Source organism: Bremerella volcania, assembly GCF_007748115.1.
Taxonomy (GTDB): domain Bacteria; phylum Planctomycetota; class Planctomycetia; order Pirellulales; family Pirellulaceae; genus Bremerella; species Bremerella volcania.
This window is the reverse complement of the sequence record NZ_CP036289.1, coordinates 5872795-5891840: the sequence shown is the minus strand read 5'-3', so window position 1 is coordinate 5891840 and position 19046 is coordinate 5872795. Positions and strand designations below refer to the sequence as shown.

The window sequence follows — 19046 nt, the reverse complement described above, 5'->3', positions numbered from 1 at the left end:
ACAGCTTAGCCATGTTACGAATAGTGCTCGTCCGACCTGGGCAGACCGAATACGACTTTCAGGGTCGCATCCGTAGCCGTCTTGCCGTTCCTCTTACCGAAGAGGGAACACGCCAGGCGTCGGAAATGGTTCAACAACTTCAGGCCCTGGAAATCGAGGCCATCTACTGTGGCCCCTGCCAGTCATGTCAGCAGACCGCAGAAGCGTTTGCCCGTGCTCTGGGGAAACGAATCAAGCAGATGGACTGCCTGGCAAATTTGAACGCCGGACTTTGGCAGGGAAAGCTGATCACCGAAGTCAAGCAGAACCAGCCAACGGTCTACCGTTTATGGCAGGAAAATCCGGAGGCGGTCTGTCCCCCCCAAGGGGAGACCTTAGGCGAGGTGCGCTTGCGTGTGCAGAACGCCCTAGACAAGATATGGAAAAAGCATCAAAAAGGTGACGGCAATGTGATTGTCGTCGCTCCAGAACCTCTGGCATCCATCATTCGCAGCGAGATCCTGCAAACCGACTTCGGTGATTTGTGGCAGGCCGAACGTCGATGTGGATGGTGGGAATTGATCCAGTATGAAAAAAACGCAGTCGTCTCGAAAGTCTAAGCCTGGCAAGAAGCAGCTGGCTGAAACTGACGAAACCACCTCTCCGACTACTCCCCTCGTCGAGGCATCCAACATGGCATCCGTTTCCTCGGAAATCGTTTCCCAAACCGAAGAATCCGGCAAACCTAAGAAACGTGGCGTACCCGAAGGTCTGTGGCAGCGGTGTCCTGGTTGTCAGGCGGCCATCTTCCGCAAGCAAGCCGAACAACTGCTAGGTGTTTGTCCCGAGTGTGACTATCACTGGACCATTACGGCTCAGCAGCGCATCGAGCAGGTCCTCGATACGGGAACCTTCGAGGAGTGGGATACCAATCTCCATTCGCTCGATCCGCTGGAGTTCAAGGACAAGAAGTCGTACGCCGACCGCTTGGTAGCCGAGCAAAAGCGAACCGGTCTGCGTGAAGCGGCCCTGACCGGTTGCGGGATGATTCGTGCTCGACGCGTGGCGATTGGCGTGACCGACAGTGCGTTCATTATGGGCAGCATGGGGAGCGTCGTTGGAGAAAAGCTTACGCGGCTCATCGAACGAGCCACGGCTCAGGACTTGCCGTTGATCATCATCAGTGGATCGGGCGGTGGTGCCCGCATGCACGAAGGGATTCTGTCCCTGATGCAGATGGCCAAAACAACCGCTGCCCTGGCCAAGTTCCACGAGGCTGGCGGGTTGTTTATTTCCGTGTTGACCAATCCAACGATGGGTGGCGTAGCGGCCAGCTTCGCTTCCCTGGGAGACCTGATCTTCGCCGAACCGAAGGCCTTGGTAGGCTTTGCTGGCCCGCGAACGATCAAGGCAACCATTCGCATCGATTTGCCGGAGGGTTTTCAAACCAGCGAGTTCCTGCTGGAGCACGGTTTTGTGGACCGGATTGTCCCGCGAAACAAACTGAAACTCGAAATCGCCCGGGCGATCGACTACTGCGGCAAATAGCCTGAAGCGCGTCTTAGTCCCTCAAGCGACACTCTCACGGATGGTGTGTCTTGTGTCGCTTTGCACGCCAGCTTAAAGTGGGGGGTAGAGGCACCGGAACAGACAGGCTAAACCCATTCAAGCGACGTCAAATTTGGCGATTCATGCGCCATTTTTGCCGGACGAATTCCGTTCAGGGGCCTAAATTTGAAGTATCGTTTCAAGTTTGCACCCTGATCGCGTGAGTCGCCTTTCCCGATGAGTCTGCTCAAGAAGTTTACGTCGCTGTTCGCCGGCCAACCCAAGCTTGATATCGCATCGCGATTTTCGATCTTGAAAGAAGCCGTCTCTGGGACGATGAGCGAATTCTACAAGGTCCGCGAGCACTCGACTGGACGTACCCTTGGACTGAAGATTCTCGACCTCGAAAAGCAGCAGTTCTTCGATTCTCGCTTCCAAGGGCTGACTCGCCCGAAAGAAGGCGAGATTGCCATGTCTCTCACGCATCCATGCATAGTGCGGACACTCGAGCATGGCCTTGTGACGACCGGCCAGCAGTATCTGCTGATGGAGTACTTAGAGGGCAAAGGGCTCAACTCGCTGATCGTTGACAGAGATCCGATGCTGGAAGGAAAGCAACTCGTGTTGCTGCGTCAAATGGCGGACGCCTTGGCGTGTGTCCACGAGGCCGGTTTCATTCACCGCGACATCTGCCCTCGAAATTTCATTGCCGCCCCAGATTGCCGTTCGTGCAAGCTTATCGACTTTGGGCTGACGCTGCCGGCCAAGCCCGAGTTCATGGCCCCTGGTAATCGAACTGGGACACCGAACTACATGGCCCCGGAAATCGTTCGGCGACGGCCTACGGACCAGCGAGTGGACATCTTTTCGTTGGGTGTAACTGGTTTCCGTCTCTTGGTTTACGAATTGCCATGGGCCAGCGTAGAAGGGACCGGACGAGATGCTTTGAACCACGACACCATACCGCCAGGCAACATCTTCGACCTTCGTCCAAAACTCAATCGGGAACTGGGAGAGCTGATTATGGCCTGCATTGACCGTGATCCACGCAACCGCCCAGAGACTGCCCGCGACATGCTCAACGCTCTGCAGAAAATCAAGCGGGTTGACGCGTAGAAGCAGCCATTGGATGGGTGAGTTACGCCTTGACGCCCCTGAGCCCTCTGGTATCATGATGCGTTTCCCCTCGATCCAAAATTGTCGCCTAGGCGATAGAATACCCGGCGGATTGCCCGTATTCCGCCTGATAACGCATAAATCAGGAGAGTTACCGTGACCATCGACAAGAGCCTTAAGGTTAAGCGGGGTGGTATTTCGACCCGCAGTGTGTTGAAGCGTAGCGAACGTATTGCTCAGATGAAGCAGCGTGGCACCTTTGACGAAGAGACCACTTCGCCAATCGGTCTGCCCAAGACCAAAGTTGTGAAGATCTCGATGAAGAAGAAGAAGAAGGTCAAGGAAGAAGACGCGAAGAAGTAGTCCTCTTTCGCGATCGAGCGATCCAAGCAAAAGCCCTGGCGAGCAAGTCAGGGCTTTTTGCGTTGTGGGCCGCAGTTTGGTTTACTCGGGGGTAAATTGCCACTCGATCCGGCACCAATCGTTCATTTCGAGCAGCAGATCATCGGTATCGGCGTAGTCTCTGTCTGGCACTAAATAGCCCCCCACGGCCACGTGGACGTGATCTACCGTCCAAGGCCACGGAGACGTCAGGATGTTACCGCCGGGCTGTGGCCCGACCGTCAGCGGTACGTCGTCGGGCGTTTGCTCGAAAGTATGAACCTCGTTGCGCTCGCCCAGGCACAGCCATAGACTGAACCAGTCGAAGAACCGCAACTGGGCGACGGCCAGCTTTTCTTCCTCGTCGGTGCACTGTGGATGACGCTTTTCCCAGTTATCTCGCCAGGTTTCACAGAGTTCTTCATACTTGTGAAGGAAGGTCTGGCCAGCTTCGCTTTCGGCTGACTCGCTATGCTCTCGTAGCGTCATGAAGTGCTCAGCGATCAAGTACTGAGCGAATGGGCTGATCCGGGCCGCCCACTCGATCGACTTCGTCCAAATGGCATGCGACTCAGGCGCCGGAGAGTCGAGAAACGAAACGGGACGTTTGGTCTTGGGATCGATCGGCGGCGAGTTGTCGACGGGGATCCAGCCATCGTCGTGATGAAAGATGGCCGGCCAGACCACCTCGGGGTGAACCAAGGGGGAGAACGGGCCATTGCCCCAGTGCGAAGCGAGATCGCCTGAGAGAGCGGCATGAACCGATTGTTGAATCAAGAGCAACATTGGTTCACCATCAGGCAGCTTATAGGGGCGAACAATCACGACGGAGCCTTTCAGCAGACGAGAAGGCGGATCCTTTTGGCCACTCTTCGATGTATCCCGTGAAGAGGAGGCCAGGAACGCTGTACTTACGTGTGCGTAACAACAATACTCTGAAACAATTGTACGCGCCGATCGTCGCGGTTAGCGTTTTTCGAGCGATTCGGCTTTCGCTGAGATCAGCGCCGGCTCTTTGGATTCAACTTCCTGCGGGCTTTTTGCTATGGTTGGCTTGGCCGATTCGATCAGATCGAACCCGCTCATGAACGAGCGATCGGTCTGTCCAAACTTCTCGGCCAGACTGGTCTCGAAAGTAAAGACGGTCGAGTAGCGCCTCCCGTTGTCGTCCGAGATCAGATAATAGATCCACGTAATCGGCATCTTGTTGGCCGTTCCGACGGCGGTCACGCGAAGCTCTCGCAGCCCTTGCGAGTTCACGGCTTGAGAGGCATCCACAACTTGCCCCAGGCGTTCCTTGAGGGCCTTTTTGACTTCCGCCTCGAAGCCTTCGAGCGTCATCTGTTCGCCGGCTTTCATGTTCGTCAGGCGATTCACGTTGGCCTGAGCGATCAGTTCGCCGTCGGCCACCATGCGAAAGACGGTTTGCTTGGGGGTTTCGGCCATCGCATGCCAACGACGATCGTGCATCAGGCGAAAACCGGCCTCTTTCCCCTCGAAGGCCAGCATCTCGCTGCCGTCGTTGGCCTGCAAATTCAGCTTGGCGAGATTGGCATCACTTAGCTCTTCGGTCGGCTCAGCGGCTTCGATCTGCGTGCGGACGATGGCGGTGACGTCAAAGCCTGGGATGGCATGGCCGATGCTGCGGTCTTCTTTGATCGAGGCGGCAAACCAAGTGATGGCCTGGTTTCTTGTATCCAGATTCAGACGACCTTTCAGCTCAATTTCCGTTGCCACGCCTTGGATGGCTCCGGAAACCTTACCTTCGAGCGACACCTTGGCGATGCCTGCCTTGTCGACTTCGGTGAGGGTAGCGACTACCTCGTGGTTGTTGATGGCATCAATGCCCAAGACTTGAGCGAGGGCTTGGTCGTCAGGCGACCAGGTTTGGTTAATGGCAACCGGCTCGTAAGGAAATAGTTTGGCTAGGACTGCAGGGTTTCCGGGAACGCTGATCAATTCCAGTTCTTCGCGCGTCAGGGTGTATTGGGGGCTGAACATAACGGGACGATCGCCGCTGGTATCGACCGAAATCAAACGCTTTACGGTTGGCAGTTTGTCATCCAACGGCTTTTCGTTGGCAGTCGAGTGGGTTTCCGCCGTTTCGTAGAACCGTACTGCCGAAGCTGGACCGAGAACTCGTTCGATGGCGACGTACTTGCCATCGAGGGTCACCGGGTAGTGGCGGACCTTCTTACCGTCCGGGTTTACACGCATCGTTCCCTGGACTTTAAGCTCGGTGCTGACGCGACGAGTCTTCCCTGCGAGCTTTTCGGTCAGCTTCCAGGTGTCTTCTGCCAAAATGGGTGATGTAACCCACAGTGCGAGGATTGAGCCGACCAGTACGATGTGCTTATAGGTGCTCGGGTTTCCGTAATTTTGTGTAACGAATATTGCCCGGTAAGCATCGAAATACATGTGTTCGGCCTGGAATTTGAGGTCTCTCGGGAAAAAGCGAAATCGCTATGTACGGGAGAATCGTCAAATCCGGCGGAGCAGGTTGAAAGAAAGTTGCTGCTGCGGTGTCTATCTGGTACAGGTCTTCGTTTTTCCAACTTCTCAGAAGTGGACAAAACGTCAGGATTTGACAATTGCGGCGTGTGTGCCTACGAAAGCAGGATCCTGTGCAACGTTTGGCATGCTATTCGCAACAGGTTTTCGTGCATCAACTTACGACAAATGGCAGTCGTCGGTCGTAACCCCTGAAACGGGGGTTTTTAAGAAAAGCATGAACAAATGAGCAACCAAATAAGTCATTTCCTCGTATAAGGTCATAGAGAAAGTTGGTTCGCAAGCTAATAGTTGATCGTTCATCCGTTTACTTTGCGTTCCACAAGACTTTTCAAGCATCTGACAGAAAGAGGCGCTCATCGACCGATGAGTAGCTGTCCCGTTGCTTGAGTGATAGTTCCCCGGGAAGGGGGACTCTCTCCAAGTTAGACATCGTCTGGGCGATCGGAACTCGCAGGGAAAACCAGGCAGGTGTTGTTGATCACTGAGTGAGGGACAACATGAACAAGGGATATAAGAACGTCGCGCTCCGACAGCTGCGCGATCAACAGATCAAATATGCTCCCCGGGATCGAAAGCTAGATCAGGCGAATCGTGCAGAAAAGCTGATTTCCGAGATCGATCCCAATAAGCAATATCCGGTCGACTACATCTACTATCGTCTGACCGACTTCCGTCCGGAACAGCCAAGCGTTGGTTCGCTGCTTCCCGGAAAGTCTGCCGCCGAAGATTTGCGCCTGATGGTGGAAGATCTCTCGGACGCCGCCGACGTTTCCGTCGATACGGTTCCGGAGGAAGTGCTAACCGTCGAACAGTTGAGCGATCGTTTCAACGTCTCGACCAAAACGATTTCGCGATGGCGTAAGCAAGGGCTCGTCAGCCGCAAGTTCCTCTTCGAGGGACGTAAGCGAGTGGGCTTCCTGCGCAGCAGCGTCGAACGCTTCGTGAAGGACAACCCTGATCGAATCGAGCGGGGTCGTCACTTCAGTCAGCTTACCGATGCTGAGAAGCTGGAAATCATCGATCGTGCTCGTCGCTTGGCGAATGCCGGCGGTACCCCTTCCGAGGTTGCCAAGCGTGTGGCCGCGAAGATGGGGCGTAGTGTCGAAACCATTCGTTACACGCTCAAACATCATGACGACGAACAGCCCAAAGAAGCCGTTTTTCCCCGGGGAACCGGGCCTTTGACCGAATCGGCCAAGCAGATCATCTATGGCGAATATCGCCATGGTGTGTCGGTCGATCGGCTCGCTGAAAAGCATGGTCGTACTCGGGCATCGATCTATCGTGTGATCAATGAAATTCGTTTCCGTCACATCATGGAACTGCCGCTGGATTGCATCTACAACGACGACTTCGAGAAGGCAGGCCTGGAAGAAGAAATCCTGGGCGAAATGCCACCTCATGAGAAGGCTGCCCGGAAGGTCCGAGTTCCTTCCGGTCTGCCGACTTACCTGGCTTCGCTGTACGAGATGCCCTTGTTGACACGCGAGCAGGAGTATCACCTGTTCCGGAAGTTCAATTTCCTGAAATACAAGGCCTTGAAGATTCGCGAAACCTTGGACGAACAGCGTCCGAAGTCGAGCGACATGGATGCCATCGAGCAGCTGTATGATCAGGCCAGCGATGTGAAAAACTTGATCGTGCAGTCGAACTTGCGATTGGTGGTTTCGATTGCCAAACGTCACGTTGGTGCCACCGAAGATTTCTTCGAACTGGTTTCCGACGGCAATATGTCGCTGATTCGTGCCGCGGAGAAGTTCGACTATTCGCGTGGTAATAAGTTCAGCACGTACTGCAGTTGGGCAATCATGAAGAACTTTGCCCGGACCATTCCGGTCGAGTTCCGTCATCGCGATCGGTACCGAACGAGCTTGGACGAGTACTTCACCACGCGTGTTGACGAGCGAAGTGATCAGTACGAGCAGGAGATGGCTCAGCAGACTCGCGAAAAGCAGATCGACAAGATCCTGCATCGCCTGGACGAGCGTGAGCAAAAGATCATTATCCGCCGATTCGGCCTGGATCACAGCCGCGAACCACAGACCTTGAAAGAGGTTGGCGAGGAACTAGGCGTGACCAAGGAGCGAATCCGCCAGATCGAGGCTCGGGCGCTTAACAAGCTGAAAACGGCTGCCCGCGACTATAACTTCGATCTGCCGGAAACGAACTAACCCCTGGGACTTGTGAGAGTCCTGCCCATCATGCGAAAAAAGCCAGTGGCGGAAGTCTCTGGCTTTTTTCGTTTCCCAGCGGCAGAACGCACTTCGTGCTATTTTGTCGCATGATCGGAAGCTTTTTGATACTTTTCAGATGTGGGCCTGCTTTTCGGCGAGTGCGTTTCTGCCGCACTCGAATGTGTCGATTTCGAGAGTTTCTTTTCAGAGAAGTAGGAGTCGAATCATGAATGTATCTGTTTTGGAGCGTGAAGCGATTACTTGGGACACGCCGGTAAGCCAATGGGAGCGGTTAGCCGGGGATGATCCCCTTTCGGATGAGCTTGCCGAGGAAGCCAGTGAGCTTCTGGGATATACGCTTTTGGCCAAGAAGAAACGCGAGGCTCGTCGGCAGCGGACACTCGAGCAGACGCTGGCTGAGTACGATATCCGGCCTTTTACGCCCGAGAGTGTCCGTAAGTACAAACAGGCTTGTGAGGTCAATCCGTCTCGGTTCTGGCCGACGATCGTGGAATCGGTTATCGGTCTGAGTTTCACCCTGGCGATGGGCGCACTAGGAGGGCTTTTCTTTTCGGCATTATTGATGAATACCATGCTCTCGTTCTATTGTGCCTTGACCGTCATCGGCGGTGTCTTAGTGGGGATTGTGTTCGGGTGTTGCAGTGGGGCGGGGATTGTTCAGCGGAAGTGGAGGCTACGGGAACTAGCTTCGTATACCGAGCCTATCCCGGAATATGCCCTCCAAACGGCCTTGGACATCAAGAAGAAGCATTCAGGCGTAAGCTTCTATGTCGATGTGCTGGAAGAGAACCACATCGTAGTCGACCCATTCCTGGTGATGCGAGTCCAGAGCGGCAATGTGATTCAGGACTGTTACATCGAAGTGTGGAACGAATCGGCGTTTTGTGGCGAGCGGGAAGCGTGACTCTGGCATGCTTGTTGCCCTTGGCGTTAACACGATTTCCGTACCCAGGCCAGCCTGGGTACGTTCTTTTCGCCGGCATGTGATTCAACCTCTAAAATGCCGTATCAAGTCCGTCCCATTAGGCAAACTGGATGAGCCTGTAACGGGGGGTAAGTGAACGCTAAGAGTCTTGTGAACACCTCCCAGGATGTGGTGTCTCAAAGGAGACACGGATTTTGGACGAAATTTGCCATTCCCGTGCTCATCCTGGCTTGCGGGGAAATTTGGACTCGTTATAGTTATTGGTTTTCCATAAAGCCCAGGTAGTGGGCTAGCGTAGCTCAATTGGCAGAGCAGCTGATTTGTAATCAGCAGGTTGTGGGTTCAAGTCCCTCCGCTAGCTTGTAATGCCCACTTTTGGGGCTGAATTTGGACGGATCACTGCCGTTTTCGTCGGGTTGCCGATGCCACCAGTTTCGGGCGCGTCGAAAAGCGGATATGTTGGGGGGTTTCCCGAGCGGTCAAAGGGGACAGACTGTAAATCTGTTGGCATTGCCTTCACAGGTTCGAATCCTGTACCCCCCACTAAAATAGATTCCCGGGCTTTATTGGAAGAAAAGACAGCAAGGCCTGGGTAGGTTGCGGGTGTAGCTCAATGGTAGAGCAACAGCCTTCCAAGCTGAAGACGAGGGTTCGATTCCCTTCACCCGCTTCGCAGCATGCCTCTTTACCGGGTAGGTTGCGAGCTTGCCGATGCGGCCAAGCAGGCCGATAAGGCTTCGTTGTCGAAAATCGGGTTGTCCGTTTGGGCGGCTCGGAAGCGAGTAGCCGGGTAAAGGTGGCGGAAGCAAAGCCCCAAACAAGCTTCCCATTTTTCGGCTGCTGTAGCTCAGTGGTAGAGCACTTCCTTGGTAAGGAAGAGGTCATGGGTTCAAGTCCCATCAGCAGCTCTTCACGGCACCTTGATTTTCGTATTTAGACAAATCCCAAATTTCACGGTTTAGCTGGGGTAAGAAAGACAAAGAAAATGGCCAAGGACGTATTTGAACGATCTAAACCTCACGTCAATGTTGGCACCATTGGTCACATCGACCACGGTAAAACGACCACCACGGGCGCTATTCTGGCAGTTCAGGCCGCCAAGGGTCTTGCCAAGATGAAGGCCTACTCGGAAATCGCCAAGGGCGGTACCGTTCGTGACGAAACGAAGACGGTTACCATTGCTGTGGCTCACGTCGAGTACGAATCGCCGACTCGTCACTATGCCCACATCGACTGCCCCGGCCACGCCGACTTTGTGAAGAACATGATCACCGGTGCCGCCCAGATGGACGGTGCAATCCTGGTGGTTTCCGCTGCCGACGGTCCTATGCCGCAGACCAAGGAGCACGTTCTGCTCGCTCGTCAGGTGGGTGTGCCTTGCGTTGTGGTTTACCTGAACAAGTGCGACCTGGTCGACGACGAAGAGTTGCTGGACCTGGTCGAGCTGGAAGTTCGCGAACTGTTGAACAAGAACGACTTCCCTGGCGACGACTGCCCGGTTGTTCGTGGTAACTCGCTGGCTGCCTACAACAACCCGGCTGATCCGGACGCTTCCGCATGCATCACCGAACTGGTTGAAGCCCTGGATAGCTACATTCCAGAGCCAGAACGCGAAACCGACAAGCCGTTCCTGATGGCTATCGAGGACGTGTTCTCGATCGAAGGTCGTGGTACGGTTGCTACCGGTCGTATTGAGCGTGGCGTTGTGAAGGTTGGTGAAGAAGTCGAAATCCTCGGTCTGACCGAGAAGCCGACCAAGACGACTGTCACCGGCGTTGAAATGTTCAACAAGATCTTGCAGGAAGGTCACGCTGGCGACAACGTCGGTTGCCTTCTGCGTGGTGTCAAGCGTGAAGACATCTCGCGTGGTCAGGTTCTCGCCAAGCCAGGTTCGGTTAATCCGCACACCAAGTTCGAGGCAGAAATCTACTGCTTGAGCAAGGAAGAAGGTGGTCGTCACACGCCATTCTTCAGCGGTTACCGCCCACAGTTCTACTTCCGTACGACCGATGTCACCGGTACCGCCAATCTGCAGGGTGCCGAAATGTGCATGCCGGGCGACAATGTGAAGATCGAAGTCGAACTGCACAAGCCAATCGCTATGTTTGAAGGTGTTCGCTTCGCTATCCGCGAAGGTGGTAAGACGGTCGGTTCCGGCGTCGTTACCAAGATCACAGCATAAGAAGATCGAAAGTTCACGTCGCCGAAACCAATCCGTTTTGGTTCGGCGACGCTCCAGGGGCGTAGCTCAATTGGCAGAGCGCTGGATTCCAAATCCAGATGTTGAGAGTTCGAGTCCCTCCGCCCCTGCTAATTAGTTGGTGTTACCGAACTTGTTGAGCGCGTCGCACCGGTAGAGACATCCTGGAAAACATCCCAGCGTCGTCGCCGCGGCAGGAACGCCAAAGACTGAGAGTGACCATGGCCAAGGAGAAGACCGTCGGTTCCCCTTCCCTTCTCAATGAGATGGTTCAGGCGAATCGATACAAGCGGACGCAGGGTAAAATTGCCCGGCAGGCAACGCTGATTTCGATTTGGGTATTGATTTCGATTGCCGCTTACCAGCTTTATCAGCAGTTGGAGGCGTACGCGACGATCGCCCAGTATCGATTGCACTTGCTGCTTCCGGTTGTCCTGGTCGTCGTTGGATTTTGGGTTGCTTACCGATTGATTAATTGGCCTACGTTCGCGGACTTTTTGATCGCGGTCGAGGCAGAAATGAATAAGGTGACTTGGCCTTCCAAGGCCGAGTTGTGGCGAAGTGTCATCGTGGTGATCGCGTTGATCTTCATCCTGGCCTTGCTGTTGTTTGCGTTTGACTTGTTGTGGATCACCTTGTTCAAAACGATTGGACTGATCCCGCCTGATCCGCAGGCGACCGCCACTTAGGCGGCAGTAAGCGTCACTGGATTTCCGAGTACACTTTGCTTAGATGGTCCGGTTTTGATCGCCGGTTAAGGTTGGTTTCGTGGCAAGTTCTCCTGACAATTCGTTCGATCCGCAGAAAGATCCTGAAACGGATGTTCCTGCGGATGCCGCAGTCCCCTCGGAAGAAACGGCGACTCCGGAAGCTGTCTCGGAAGAGCCTGCCTCGACCGAAGCGGAGAGCGCTGACGCTGGTGATGCAGCGGCAGAAGAGCCAGTGGTCGAAGAGTCGGCCAAGCCGAAACCTGCTCCGGCGGCTTCCGGCAAGAAACGCGGCCCCATCGAAGAAATCATTGAAGATGAAGAAGATGCTGCAACGGATGCAGCCAACAAGGAGTGGTACATCCTCAAGGTTCAGAGTAATCGCGAAAAGTCGATTTCCAGCAACCTGATTCGCCGTGTCAAAATGGCCGGTCTTGAGGATTACTTCGGCGAGATTCTTGTCCCCACCGAGGATCTGGTGGAATACAAGAACGGCAAGAAAAAAGTTACCAAGCAAAAGCTCTACCCAGGCTACATCGTCGTGCATATGGCAATCAACGACGATACATGGTTCCTGGTTCGTGAGACCGGTGGCATTGGTGACTTCACGGGCGCGGCTGGTAAGCCAGTTCCCATGTTGCCGCACGAAGTGGATCGCATCGTCAAGAAGACGCGCAAGCCTGATGAGGGTGAGCAAGAAGAAGTCAAGACGAACATTCGCTTCAAGATTGGCGACCATGTTCGCATCACCGAAGGCACCTTCGAGAACTTCGAGGGCGATGTCGAGGTGATCGACAACACCAATGGCCGCGTGACGGTCATGATTAATATTTTCGGCCGCACAACACCGGTGGAGATGGAACACTGGCAAATGGAGCCAGTTTAATCCACCTCAGGCGTTGGACCGGTGGTCGATTCTTCTTATTCCCCCCTTTGCCGGCGGACAGAGAGAACGAGCTTCGGGGCCTTAGTTTAATAAGCACACGGTTTACATAGCATACGGTCGCACAAGCCTTGTCACGGCGTGACGCGGCACGGGAAACAGCAAAATGGCACGGGAACAAGTAGGTCAAGCGAAGTTTCAGGTCCCTGGTGGTCAAGCCACTCCGGCTCCTCCGGTTGGTACCTCGTTGGGGCGTTTCGGTGTGAACCTCGGCCAGTTCGTTCAGCAGTTCAACGACAAGACCCGAGAATTCAATGGCATGCCGATTCCGGTTGTCGTGACCGTTTACAACGACCGTACGTTTGAATTCATCTGCAAGAGCCCGCCAGCGGCAGCATTGCTGAAGAAGGCTGCTGGCCTGGCTAAAGGCAGCGGCACGCCGAACACCAAGAAGGTCGGTAAGGTCAGCAAGGGCCAGATCGACGACATTTGCAATCAGAAGATGGCGGACCTCAATGCCCGCGACTTGGAACATGCTCGCCGAATGATCGAAGGAACGGCTCGGAGCATGGGCCTGGAAGTCACGGAATAGTCCTGCCCCCTAACGCGAACATTATCTCCCTACATATTGGCGATTGACGATGGCTAAACAATCCAAACGATATCGAGCCCTGGCGGAAAAGGTGCCAGCAGAAGCGCTGACCCTGAAAGACGCGATCGTACTGCTGAAGTCGTTCAATACGACTAAGTTCGATCAGACCGTTGAAATTGCGATGCGATTGGGTATCGATCCGAAGCAGGCGGACCAACTGGTTCGCGGTGCGTTGGTGTTGCCTCATGGTATCGGTAAGGTTCAACGTGTTATCGTATTTGCCAAGGGTGACAACGCAGCCGCTGCCCAGGAAGCTGGTGCCGACGAAGTGGGCGCGGAAGACTTGGCGAAAAAAATCAAAGATGGTTGGCTCGACTTCGACGTCTGTATCGCCAGTCCTGACATGATGGGCTTGGTTGGGCCCCTGGGACGCGTTCTGGGTCCGCGTGGCTTGATGCCATCGCCGCGTGCCGGAACGGTTACCCCGGACGTTGCCAAAGTCGTTAAAGAGTACAAGGCTGGCAAGGTTGAGTTCCGTAACGATCCAACCGGGATCGTTCATGCTGTGGTCGGTCGGCTTGGTTTCGATGCCGATAAGCTGCAGGACAACATCCAGGCCTTCATCGATCATATCAATGGCCTCAAGCCCCAAGCGGCGAAGGGCACTTATGTTCGTAGCGTCAATTTGAGTGCAACGATGAGCCCTGGTGTTCTGGTTGCCCTCTAAATTGCTCCTAGCAAGTTCAAGCGTTACGCAATAACCCATACGTACAAAGCCCTGAGCCATGAGTAAGTATCTAAAGAAACTGGTGATCACCGATCTGTCCAAGAAATTGGATGGCGTGAACGACCTCCTGGTGGTCGACGTCGTGGGGATGAATGCGGAAAAGACCCACCTGGTCCGCAAGCAACTCCGTGAAAAAGGCCTTAGCCTGATGGTTGTCCGCCGCACGCTGGCAGCCAAGGCTTGTGAAGGCACTTCGCTCGCACCTGCTTTCGTTAGCATGGAAGGCAGTACTGCCCTGGTTTGGGGTGGCGAGGATTTCGTCGATTTGGCCAAGGAAGTGGTCAAGCTGAACGAAGACGATAAGTTTCCGGGATTCACCGCCAAGGGCGGTGTCATGGATGGCGAATCCCTGAACCCTGATTCGGTCAAGGCAATCAGTAAATGGCCCAACCGAGCTGAACAGCTCTCGCTTCTGGTGGGTCAGATTCTGGGTCCTGGTCGTACCCTGGCAGCCCAAATCAAGGGGCCAGGTGCCAAGTTGGCCTCGCAGGTCAAGCAGGTTGGCGAAAAACAAGAAGGCTAACGGCCTTCTCTCGGCAAACGTCCTGGCGGCATTTGCCGAAAGAACGTTTCCATAAACCAAAACATCCGTATTCCCTGGCGCAGGCGGGCCCGTTCCCCTGCAAATAAGTGTTGAAAGGATAAGATCCGAAATGTCCGAAGAAGCAACTGCAACCGTCGAAGTTTCCGAAGAAATCAAGGGTTTGGGCGATCAAATCGCTGGCCTCACCCTGAAGCAAGCCGTTGAGTTGGGCGACTACCTGAAAGACGCTCACGGCATCGAAGCCGCTGCTGGCGGTGGTGTTGTCATGGCTGGTCCTGCTGCTGGTGGTGGTGAAGCTGCTGCTGCTGAAAAGACCGAGTTCGACGTCGTGATGACCGACTTCGGTGCTCAGAAGATTGGCGTGATCAAGGTCGTCCGTGCGATCACTGGCCTGGGCTTGAAGGAAGCCAAGGACATGGTCGAAACCAAAGACGCCAAGATCAAAGAAGGTGTTTCCAAGGAAGACGCCGAAAAGGCGAAGGAAGAGCTGGAAGCCGCTGGTGCCGTCGTCGAAATTCGATAAGACTGCGGTTATTGGCTGATTTCCTGTTTTCACTCAGACGTTGCCTCCCCTATACTAAAGAGGCAACGTCGCGAGGTGTGATTTTGAAGTCTTCCGGATCTTCTTTTTCTTTTGACAGCATGGATGGGAATCAGGTAAGAGCGCGCGCCCGCAGTGGCGGGCGTGCTAGCTTGCATAGCGCCAGCTGCGCGCTTTTGCCGGTCCGCTTGAATCTGAACCTCTACTGTCCGCCCGTATCACTCATGCTTTCACGCACTCTATATCGGACTGTTGGCTGAAACCCTGCATAACGTCCGTAATTGATTTGCCCCGAAAGTATGTTGTTTTTTGATTTGCCGCCCAAGGAGTCGCGTCGCCTATGGCTACCTCGTCGCAACGACGGCTGGAACCTAATGAAGTTCGTCGGTTTGGAAGTCAATCGATTTACATGGCTCCCCCGGATCTGACGAAAATTCAGACCCTGAGCTATCAAAACTTTCTGCAGGCGGATGTCGAAGCAGAAGAGCGAGATCAAGAGTTGGGCATCGAGAGTGTCCTCCGCGAGATCTTCCCCATCCAGAGCTATGACGGACAGAATCAACTCGATTACGTCCGTTATGAACTGGGCAAGCCGCGCTATACGCCAGAGGAATGTAAGCAGCTGCGGTTGACCTACGGTCGCCCATTCCGAATTTGGCTTCGCTTGAACAAAGAAGAGCCGATCGAGGAAGAAGTTTACCTCGGCGATCTGCCCGTCATGTTGGGCGGTGGTGAATTCATCATCAACGGTGCCGAGCGCGTCGTTGTGAGCCAATTGCACCGCAGCCCTGGTGTCGACTTCGTTCTGGAACAAGACACGACCTCCGACAAAAAGCTACCTAGCTGCCGCGTCATTCCGGAGCGTGGAAGCTGGATCGAAGTAAACGTGTCGAAGAAGGACTCGCTCACGGTCCGCATCGACCAAAGCGGTAAGTTCGCCGCGACGACGCTCCTTCGTGCCATGTCGCCGGAGTACAGTAGCGACGCCGACGTGATCCGTGCGTTCTACGAATCGAGCGTCGAGGCGGTCAAAGATGGCCGCAGCGTCTCGAAGATCGAAAATAAGATCGCCGTCGACGACATCATCTATCCCAGTGGTAGCGATCGCGCTGGCGAAATCATTCTCGAAGCGGGGCAGAAGATCAGCCGCAATATCGCGGAACTGATTTGTTCGTCCGGCATCGACAAGGTCGAGGTGATGGAGCCTCCTAAGACGCAGTTGATTTTCAACGCGTTGGCCGAGGACAACACTTCCAGCCACGAAGAAGCATTGCTGCGTATCTATCAGCGACTACGTCCTGGTAACCCGCCGCAATTGGAAAAGGCCAAGACTCTTTTCGCCGAGAAGTTCTACGACGAAAACCGCTATCGCCTGGGGCGCGTTGGTCGTTTCCGTATGAACCGAAAGCTCGGTCTGGATATCGATGAAGGTCAACAGACCCTGCGTCCAGAGGACTTGATCGCGGCGATTCGCTACATCCTGAATCTTTCGTCCGGCGATAAGCGGGCCCGCATCGACGATATTGACCACCTTGGTAATCGTCGCCTGCGTACCATCGATGAACTCGCTTGCGACGAAATGCGAAAGGGCTTCTTGAAGCTGCGTCGAACGGTTCAGGAGCGAATGAGCCTGAAGGACGCGGAAGACATGACTCCGCGCAACCTGGTCAACCCGAAGAGCATTTCCGCCGCCATCGAATACTTCTTCGGTCGTGGCGAATTGTCGCAGGTGGTCGACCAGACCAACCCGCTCTCGATGCTCACTCACGAGCGTCGCCTGTCAGCCCTTGGCCCAGGCGGTTTGAATCGAAAGCGTGCCGGTTTCGAGGTTCGCGACGTTCACATTTCGCACTACGGTCGTATCTGCCCGATTGAGACGCCGGAAGGTACGAACATCGGTCTGATCTCTAGCTTGGCTCTTTACTCGTCGGTGGACGAATACGGCTTTTTGATCACGCCTTATCGTAAGATCACTAACGGTAAGATCGCCAAGGGCTTCGTTTGGCTACGTGCCGACGAGGAATCGGACGCCCTGGTGGCTCCGGCCGATACGCCGACAGACGAAGACGATAACTTGCTGGGCGACTTGATCATCGCTCGCTACCGTAGCGACTTCGAGATGGTCGCGCCGACCGAAGTGGACTACATCGACGTGGCTCCGTGCCAGATGGTGGGTGTTTCCGCGGCGTTGATTCCATTCCTTGAGCACGACGACGCGAACCGTGCTTTGATGGGATCCAACATGCAGCGGCAAGCCGTTCCCCTGCTGATTGCCGAACCGCCGATCGTCGGTACCGGTGTCGAGCGTGACGTGGCCATGAACTCAAGCATGATCGTCCGGGCCAAGTTCGATGGTACGGTCACCTATGTGGACGCCTTGAAGGTGGTCGTCGAACGTAGCGGGGCTGCCGAGCATGCCGAAGACGTTTACGAACTGCGAAAGTTTGTTGGTCTCAATGAGCGTACCTGCTTGAATCAGCATCCTGTCGTGAAGATGGGACAGAAGATCACCGCTGGCGACGTGCTGGCCGATGGTGCCGCGACCCACGGTGGTCAGTTGGCCTTGGGCCGTAACGTACTGGTCGGCTTCATGTCGTTCGACGGCTACAACTATGAAGACGCGATCATCATCAGCGAAGAACTGGTGAAGCAAGACGTTTACACTTCGATTCATATCGAGGAGTTCGACGTCGAAATTCGCGAAACGAAGCTGGGCCGCGAAGACTTCACACGAGATATTCCGAACGTCTCTGAAAAGATGCTTCGCAATCTCGACGAGAGCGGTATCGTCCAGGTCGGTACCTACGTGAAGCCTGGCGACATCCTGGTTGGTAAGGTTTCGCCAAAGAGTAAGACCGAGTTGACGCCGGAAGAAAAGCTGCTGCACGCGATCTTTGGCCGTGCTGGTGAAGACGTGAAAAACGATTCGCTGGAAGTTCCTTCCGGCATCGAAGGGATCGTTGTTCAGGCCGAGAAGTTTGCCCGCCGCATGAGCCTCTCGGACGACGAACGAAAGGCGTTTGAAAAGACCCTCAAGGATGCCGAAGCTGAAGGTAATAGTGCCATTTCTGAACTCTTCGCTGAATTCATCGGAGAGATCGAGAAGATCCTGAGTAAGACCGTCACCGACGAAGACGGTACTCCGCTAACTCGCGACCAGGACAGCAAGTACATCGCGGAACAGGCACAGCAGTTCCGTCTGTACAAGATTCTGGAAAACCTTAAGAGTGAGGATCGGATTTCCCAGATCCGCCAGCTGTATGCGGCCAAGTGGCCAGCCATCGAACTGGCGATCGATCAACGCGATCGCAAGCTGAACAGCATGAAGCGAGGTGACGAACTTCGCAGTGGTGTTCTGCAGATGGTCAAGGTCTACATTGCCACCAAGCGGGTGATTTCGGTGGGTGACAAGATGGCCGGTCGCCACGGTAACAAGGGTGTGATCGCCAAGATTCTCCCGGTCGAAGACATGCCATTTTTGCCGGACGGTACCCCAATCCAGATCATGCTTAACCCGCTCGGCGTTCCTAGCCGTATGAATGTGGGGCAGATTCTGGAAACCCACTTGGGTTGGGCAGGTGCCAAGCTCGGATTCCAGGCGATCACTCCGGTGTTCGACGGGGCGAGTGAAGAGATCATCAACGACTGTCTGGAAGAAGCGGGACTGCCGCGTCACGGGAAGGCACGCCTTCACGACGGACGTACCGGCGAAGCGCTCAACCAGGAAACGACGGTCGGCTACATCTACATGTTGAAGCTGCATCACTTGGTGGATGACAAGGTGCACGCTCGAAGCACTGGGCCATACTCGCTTATTACTCAGCAACCGCTGGGTGGTAAAGCTCGTTTCGGCGGTCAGCGTTTCGGGGAAATGGAAGTGTGGGCTCTGGAAGCCTACGGTGCCGCGTACATCCTTCAGGAACTGCTCACTGTGAAGAGTGACGACGTCGAAGGAAGAACGAAAATCTACGAATCGATGGTCAAAGGTGAAAACACGCTGGAAGCCGGTACGCCCGCCAGCTTCGACGTGTTGACCAACGAAATCCGAGGGCTCGGGTTGAATATGCAACTGGAAAAGCGCCGCTTGTAAACCAGGCGGCCTTCGTTGCGGCGAGCTGATAAAGCTCAGTTCGC

16 protein-coding genes and 5 tRNA genes are annotated in these 19046 nt (G+C 54.7%); 19 read left to right on the top strand and 2 right to left on the bottom strand.

Going from position 1 to position 19046, the window contains the following annotated elements; translation table 11 throughout:
• Positions 1–11: 11 nt before the first annotated feature.
• The 4 genes from Pan97_RS23495 to Pan97_RS23480 all read left to right on the top strand — a co-directional run bounded on the left by Pan97_RS23495 (position 12) and on the right by Pan97_RS23480 (position 3006).
• Positions 12–599, top strand: a complete 588-nt coding sequence (locus Pan97_RS23495) for a histidine phosphatase family protein (protein WP_144976860.1) — start codon at positions 12–14, stop codon at positions 597–599.
• Complete coding sequence (accD, locus tag Pan97_RS23490) at positions 568–1527, top strand: acetyl-CoA carboxylase, carboxyltransferase subunit beta (protein WP_391529970.1); 960 nt, start codon at positions 568–570, stop codon at positions 1525–1527. The genes Pan97_RS23495 and accD overlap by 32 nt, the downstream gene beginning before the upstream one ends.
• Positions 1528–1764: 237 nt before the next feature.
• Entirely contained in the window at positions 1765–2643 is an 879-nt protein-coding gene (locus Pan97_RS23485; RefSeq protein WP_144976856.1) for a serine/threonine-protein kinase, read from the top strand.
• Positions 2644–2799: 156 nt separating this feature from the next.
• Complete coding sequence (locus Pan97_RS23480) at positions 2800–3006, top strand: small basic protein (protein ID WP_144976855.1); 207 nt, start codon at positions 2800–2802, stop codon at positions 3004–3006.
• Between the two features lie 81 nt (positions 3007–3087).
• On the opposite strand, the gene Pan97_RS23475 is transcribed toward Pan97_RS23480, so the two are convergent.
• The gene (locus tag Pan97_RS23475; protein WP_206668913.1) at positions 3088–3810 is read right to left on the bottom strand and encodes a DUF3891 family protein; all 723 of its coding nucleotides are present in this window, start codon (positions 3808–3810) and stop codon (positions 3088–3090) included.
• A gap of 180 nt (positions 3811–3990) precedes the next feature.
• A complete protein-coding gene (locus Pan97_RS23470) occupies positions 3991–5442 on the bottom strand; it encodes a hypothetical protein (RefSeq protein ID WP_144976851.1) in 1452 nt (483 codons plus the stop codon).
• Positions 5443–6035: 593 nt separating this feature from the next.
• Between Pan97_RS23470 and Pan97_RS23465 the strand changes: the two genes are divergently transcribed.
• From Pan97_RS23465 to rpoB, 15 genes are all read left to right on the top strand, one after another.
• Entirely contained in the window at positions 6036–7709 is a 1674-nt protein-coding gene (locus Pan97_RS23465; protein WP_144976849.1) for a sigma-70 family RNA polymerase sigma factor, read from the top strand.
• Positions 7710–7938: 229 nt separating this feature from the next.
• Positions 7939–8637, top strand: a complete 699-nt coding sequence (locus tag Pan97_RS23460) for a magnesium transporter (RefSeq protein WP_144976847.1) — start codon at positions 7939–7941, stop codon at positions 8635–8637.
• A gap of 309 nt (positions 8638–8946) precedes the next feature.
• Positions 8947–9019 (top strand) — tRNA-Thr (locus Pan97_RS23455).
• Positions 9020–9119: 100 nt separating this feature from the next.
• Positions 9120–9201 (top strand) — tRNA-Tyr (locus tag Pan97_RS23450).
• Between the two features lie 56 nt (positions 9202–9257).
• Positions 9258–9328 (top strand) — tRNA-Gly (locus Pan97_RS23445).
• 166 nt (positions 9329–9494) lie between these two features.
• Positions 9495–9566 (top strand) — tRNA-Thr (locus Pan97_RS23440).
• Positions 9567–9643: 77 nt separating this feature from the next.
• On the top strand, positions 9644–10840 hold the full coding sequence (gene tuf, locus Pan97_RS23435; RefSeq protein ID WP_144976845.1) for an elongation factor Tu: 1197 nt from the start codon (positions 9644–9646) through the stop codon (positions 10838–10840).
• Between the two features lie 55 nt (positions 10841–10895).
• Positions 10896–10968: transfer RNA gene (locus tag Pan97_RS23430), tRNA-Trp, on the top strand.
• 111 nt (positions 10969–11079) lie between these two features.
• The gene (gene secE / locus Pan97_RS23425; RefSeq protein ID WP_144976844.1) at positions 11080–11547 is read left to right on the top strand and encodes a preprotein translocase subunit SecE; all 468 of its coding nucleotides are present in this window, start codon (positions 11080–11082) and stop codon (positions 11545–11547) included.
• A gap of 79 nt (positions 11548–11626) precedes the next feature.
• Positions 11627–12451 carry a transcription termination/antitermination protein NusG gene (gene nusG / locus Pan97_RS23420; RefSeq protein WP_241676336.1) on the top strand — a complete coding sequence of 275 codons (825 nt, stop codon included), beginning with the start codon at positions 11627–11629 and terminating at the stop codon, positions 12449–12451.
• A gap of 163 nt (positions 12452–12614) precedes the next feature.
• Positions 12615–13040 (top strand): 50S ribosomal protein L11, encoded by a 426-nt coding sequence (rplK, locus tag Pan97_RS23415; protein WP_144976842.1) that lies wholly within the window; start codon positions 12615–12617, stop codon positions 13038–13040.
• A gap of 49 nt (positions 13041–13089) precedes the next feature.
• Positions 13090–13767, top strand: a complete 678-nt coding sequence (gene rplA / locus Pan97_RS23410; protein WP_144976841.1) for a 50S ribosomal protein L1 — start codon at positions 13090–13092, stop codon at positions 13765–13767.
• A 58-nt stretch (positions 13768–13825) separates the two neighbouring features.
• Positions 13826–14350, top strand: a complete 525-nt coding sequence (gene rplJ, locus Pan97_RS23405) for a 50S ribosomal protein L10 (protein WP_144976839.1) — start codon at positions 13826–13828, stop codon at positions 14348–14350.
• Positions 14351–14480: 130 nt separating this feature from the next.
• On the top strand, positions 14481–14894 hold the full coding sequence (gene rplL / locus Pan97_RS23400; protein ID WP_144976837.1) for a 50S ribosomal protein L7/L12: 414 nt from the start codon (positions 14481–14483) through the stop codon (positions 14892–14894).
• A 358-nt stretch (positions 14895–15252) separates the two neighbouring features.
• The gene (rpoB, locus tag Pan97_RS23395) at positions 15253–19002 is read left to right on the top strand and encodes a DNA-directed RNA polymerase subunit beta (RefSeq protein WP_144976835.1); all 3750 of its coding nucleotides are present in this window, start codon (positions 15253–15255) and stop codon (positions 19000–19002) included.
• Positions 19003–19046 lie beyond the last annotated feature (44 nt).

Bases quoted from the DNA above. Each gene is read 5' to 3' on its own strand.
- Pan97_RS23475 (WP_206668913.1), bottom strand. From the start codon at position 3,810: ATGTTGCTCTTGATTCAACAATCGGTTCATGCCGCTCTCTCAGGCGAT.
- rplK (WP_144976842.1), top strand. From the start codon at position 12,615: ATGGCACGGGAACAAGTAGGTCAAGCGAAGTTTCAGGTCCCTGGTGGT.
- tuf (WP_144976845.1), top strand. From the start codon at position 9,644: ATGGCCAAGGACGTATTTGAACGATCTAAACCTCACGTCAATGTTGGC.
- Pan97_RS23495 (WP_144976860.1), top strand. From the start codon at position 12: ATGTTACGAATAGTGCTCGTCCGACCTGGGCAGACCGAATACGACTTT.
- Pan97_RS23470 (WP_144976851.1), bottom strand. From the start codon at position 5,442: ATGTATTTCGATGCTTACCGGGCAATATTCGTTACACAAAATTACGGA.
- secE (WP_144976844.1), top strand. From the start codon at position 11,080: ATGGCCAAGGAGAAGACCGTCGGTTCCCCTTCCCTTCTCAATGAGATG.
- accD (WP_391529970.1), top strand. From the start codon at position 568: ATGAAAAAAACGCAGTCGTCTCGAAAGTCTAAGCCTGGCAAGAAGCAG.
- Pan97_RS23460 (WP_144976847.1), top strand. From the start codon at position 7,939: ATGAATGTATCTGTTTTGGAGCGTGAAGCGATTACTTGGGACACGCCG.
- rpoB (WP_144976835.1), top strand. From the start codon at position 15,253: ATGGCTACCTCGTCGCAACGACGGCTGGAACCTAATGAAGTTCGTCGG.
- Pan97_RS23465 (WP_144976849.1), top strand. From the start codon at position 6,036: ATGAACAAGGGATATAAGAACGTCGCGCTCCGACAGCTGCGCGATCAA.
- rplL (WP_144976837.1), top strand. From the start codon at position 14,481: ATGTCCGAAGAAGCAACTGCAACCGTCGAAGTTTCCGAAGAAATCAAG.
- rplA (WP_144976841.1), top strand. From the start codon at position 13,090: ATGGCTAAACAATCCAAACGATATCGAGCCCTGGCGGAAAAGGTGCCA.
- Pan97_RS23485 (WP_144976856.1), top strand. From the start codon at position 1,765: ATGAGTCTGCTCAAGAAGTTTACGTCGCTGTTCGCCGGCCAACCCAAG.
- rplJ (WP_144976839.1), top strand. From the start codon at position 13,826: ATGAGTAAGTATCTAAAGAAACTGGTGATCACCGATCTGTCCAAGAAA.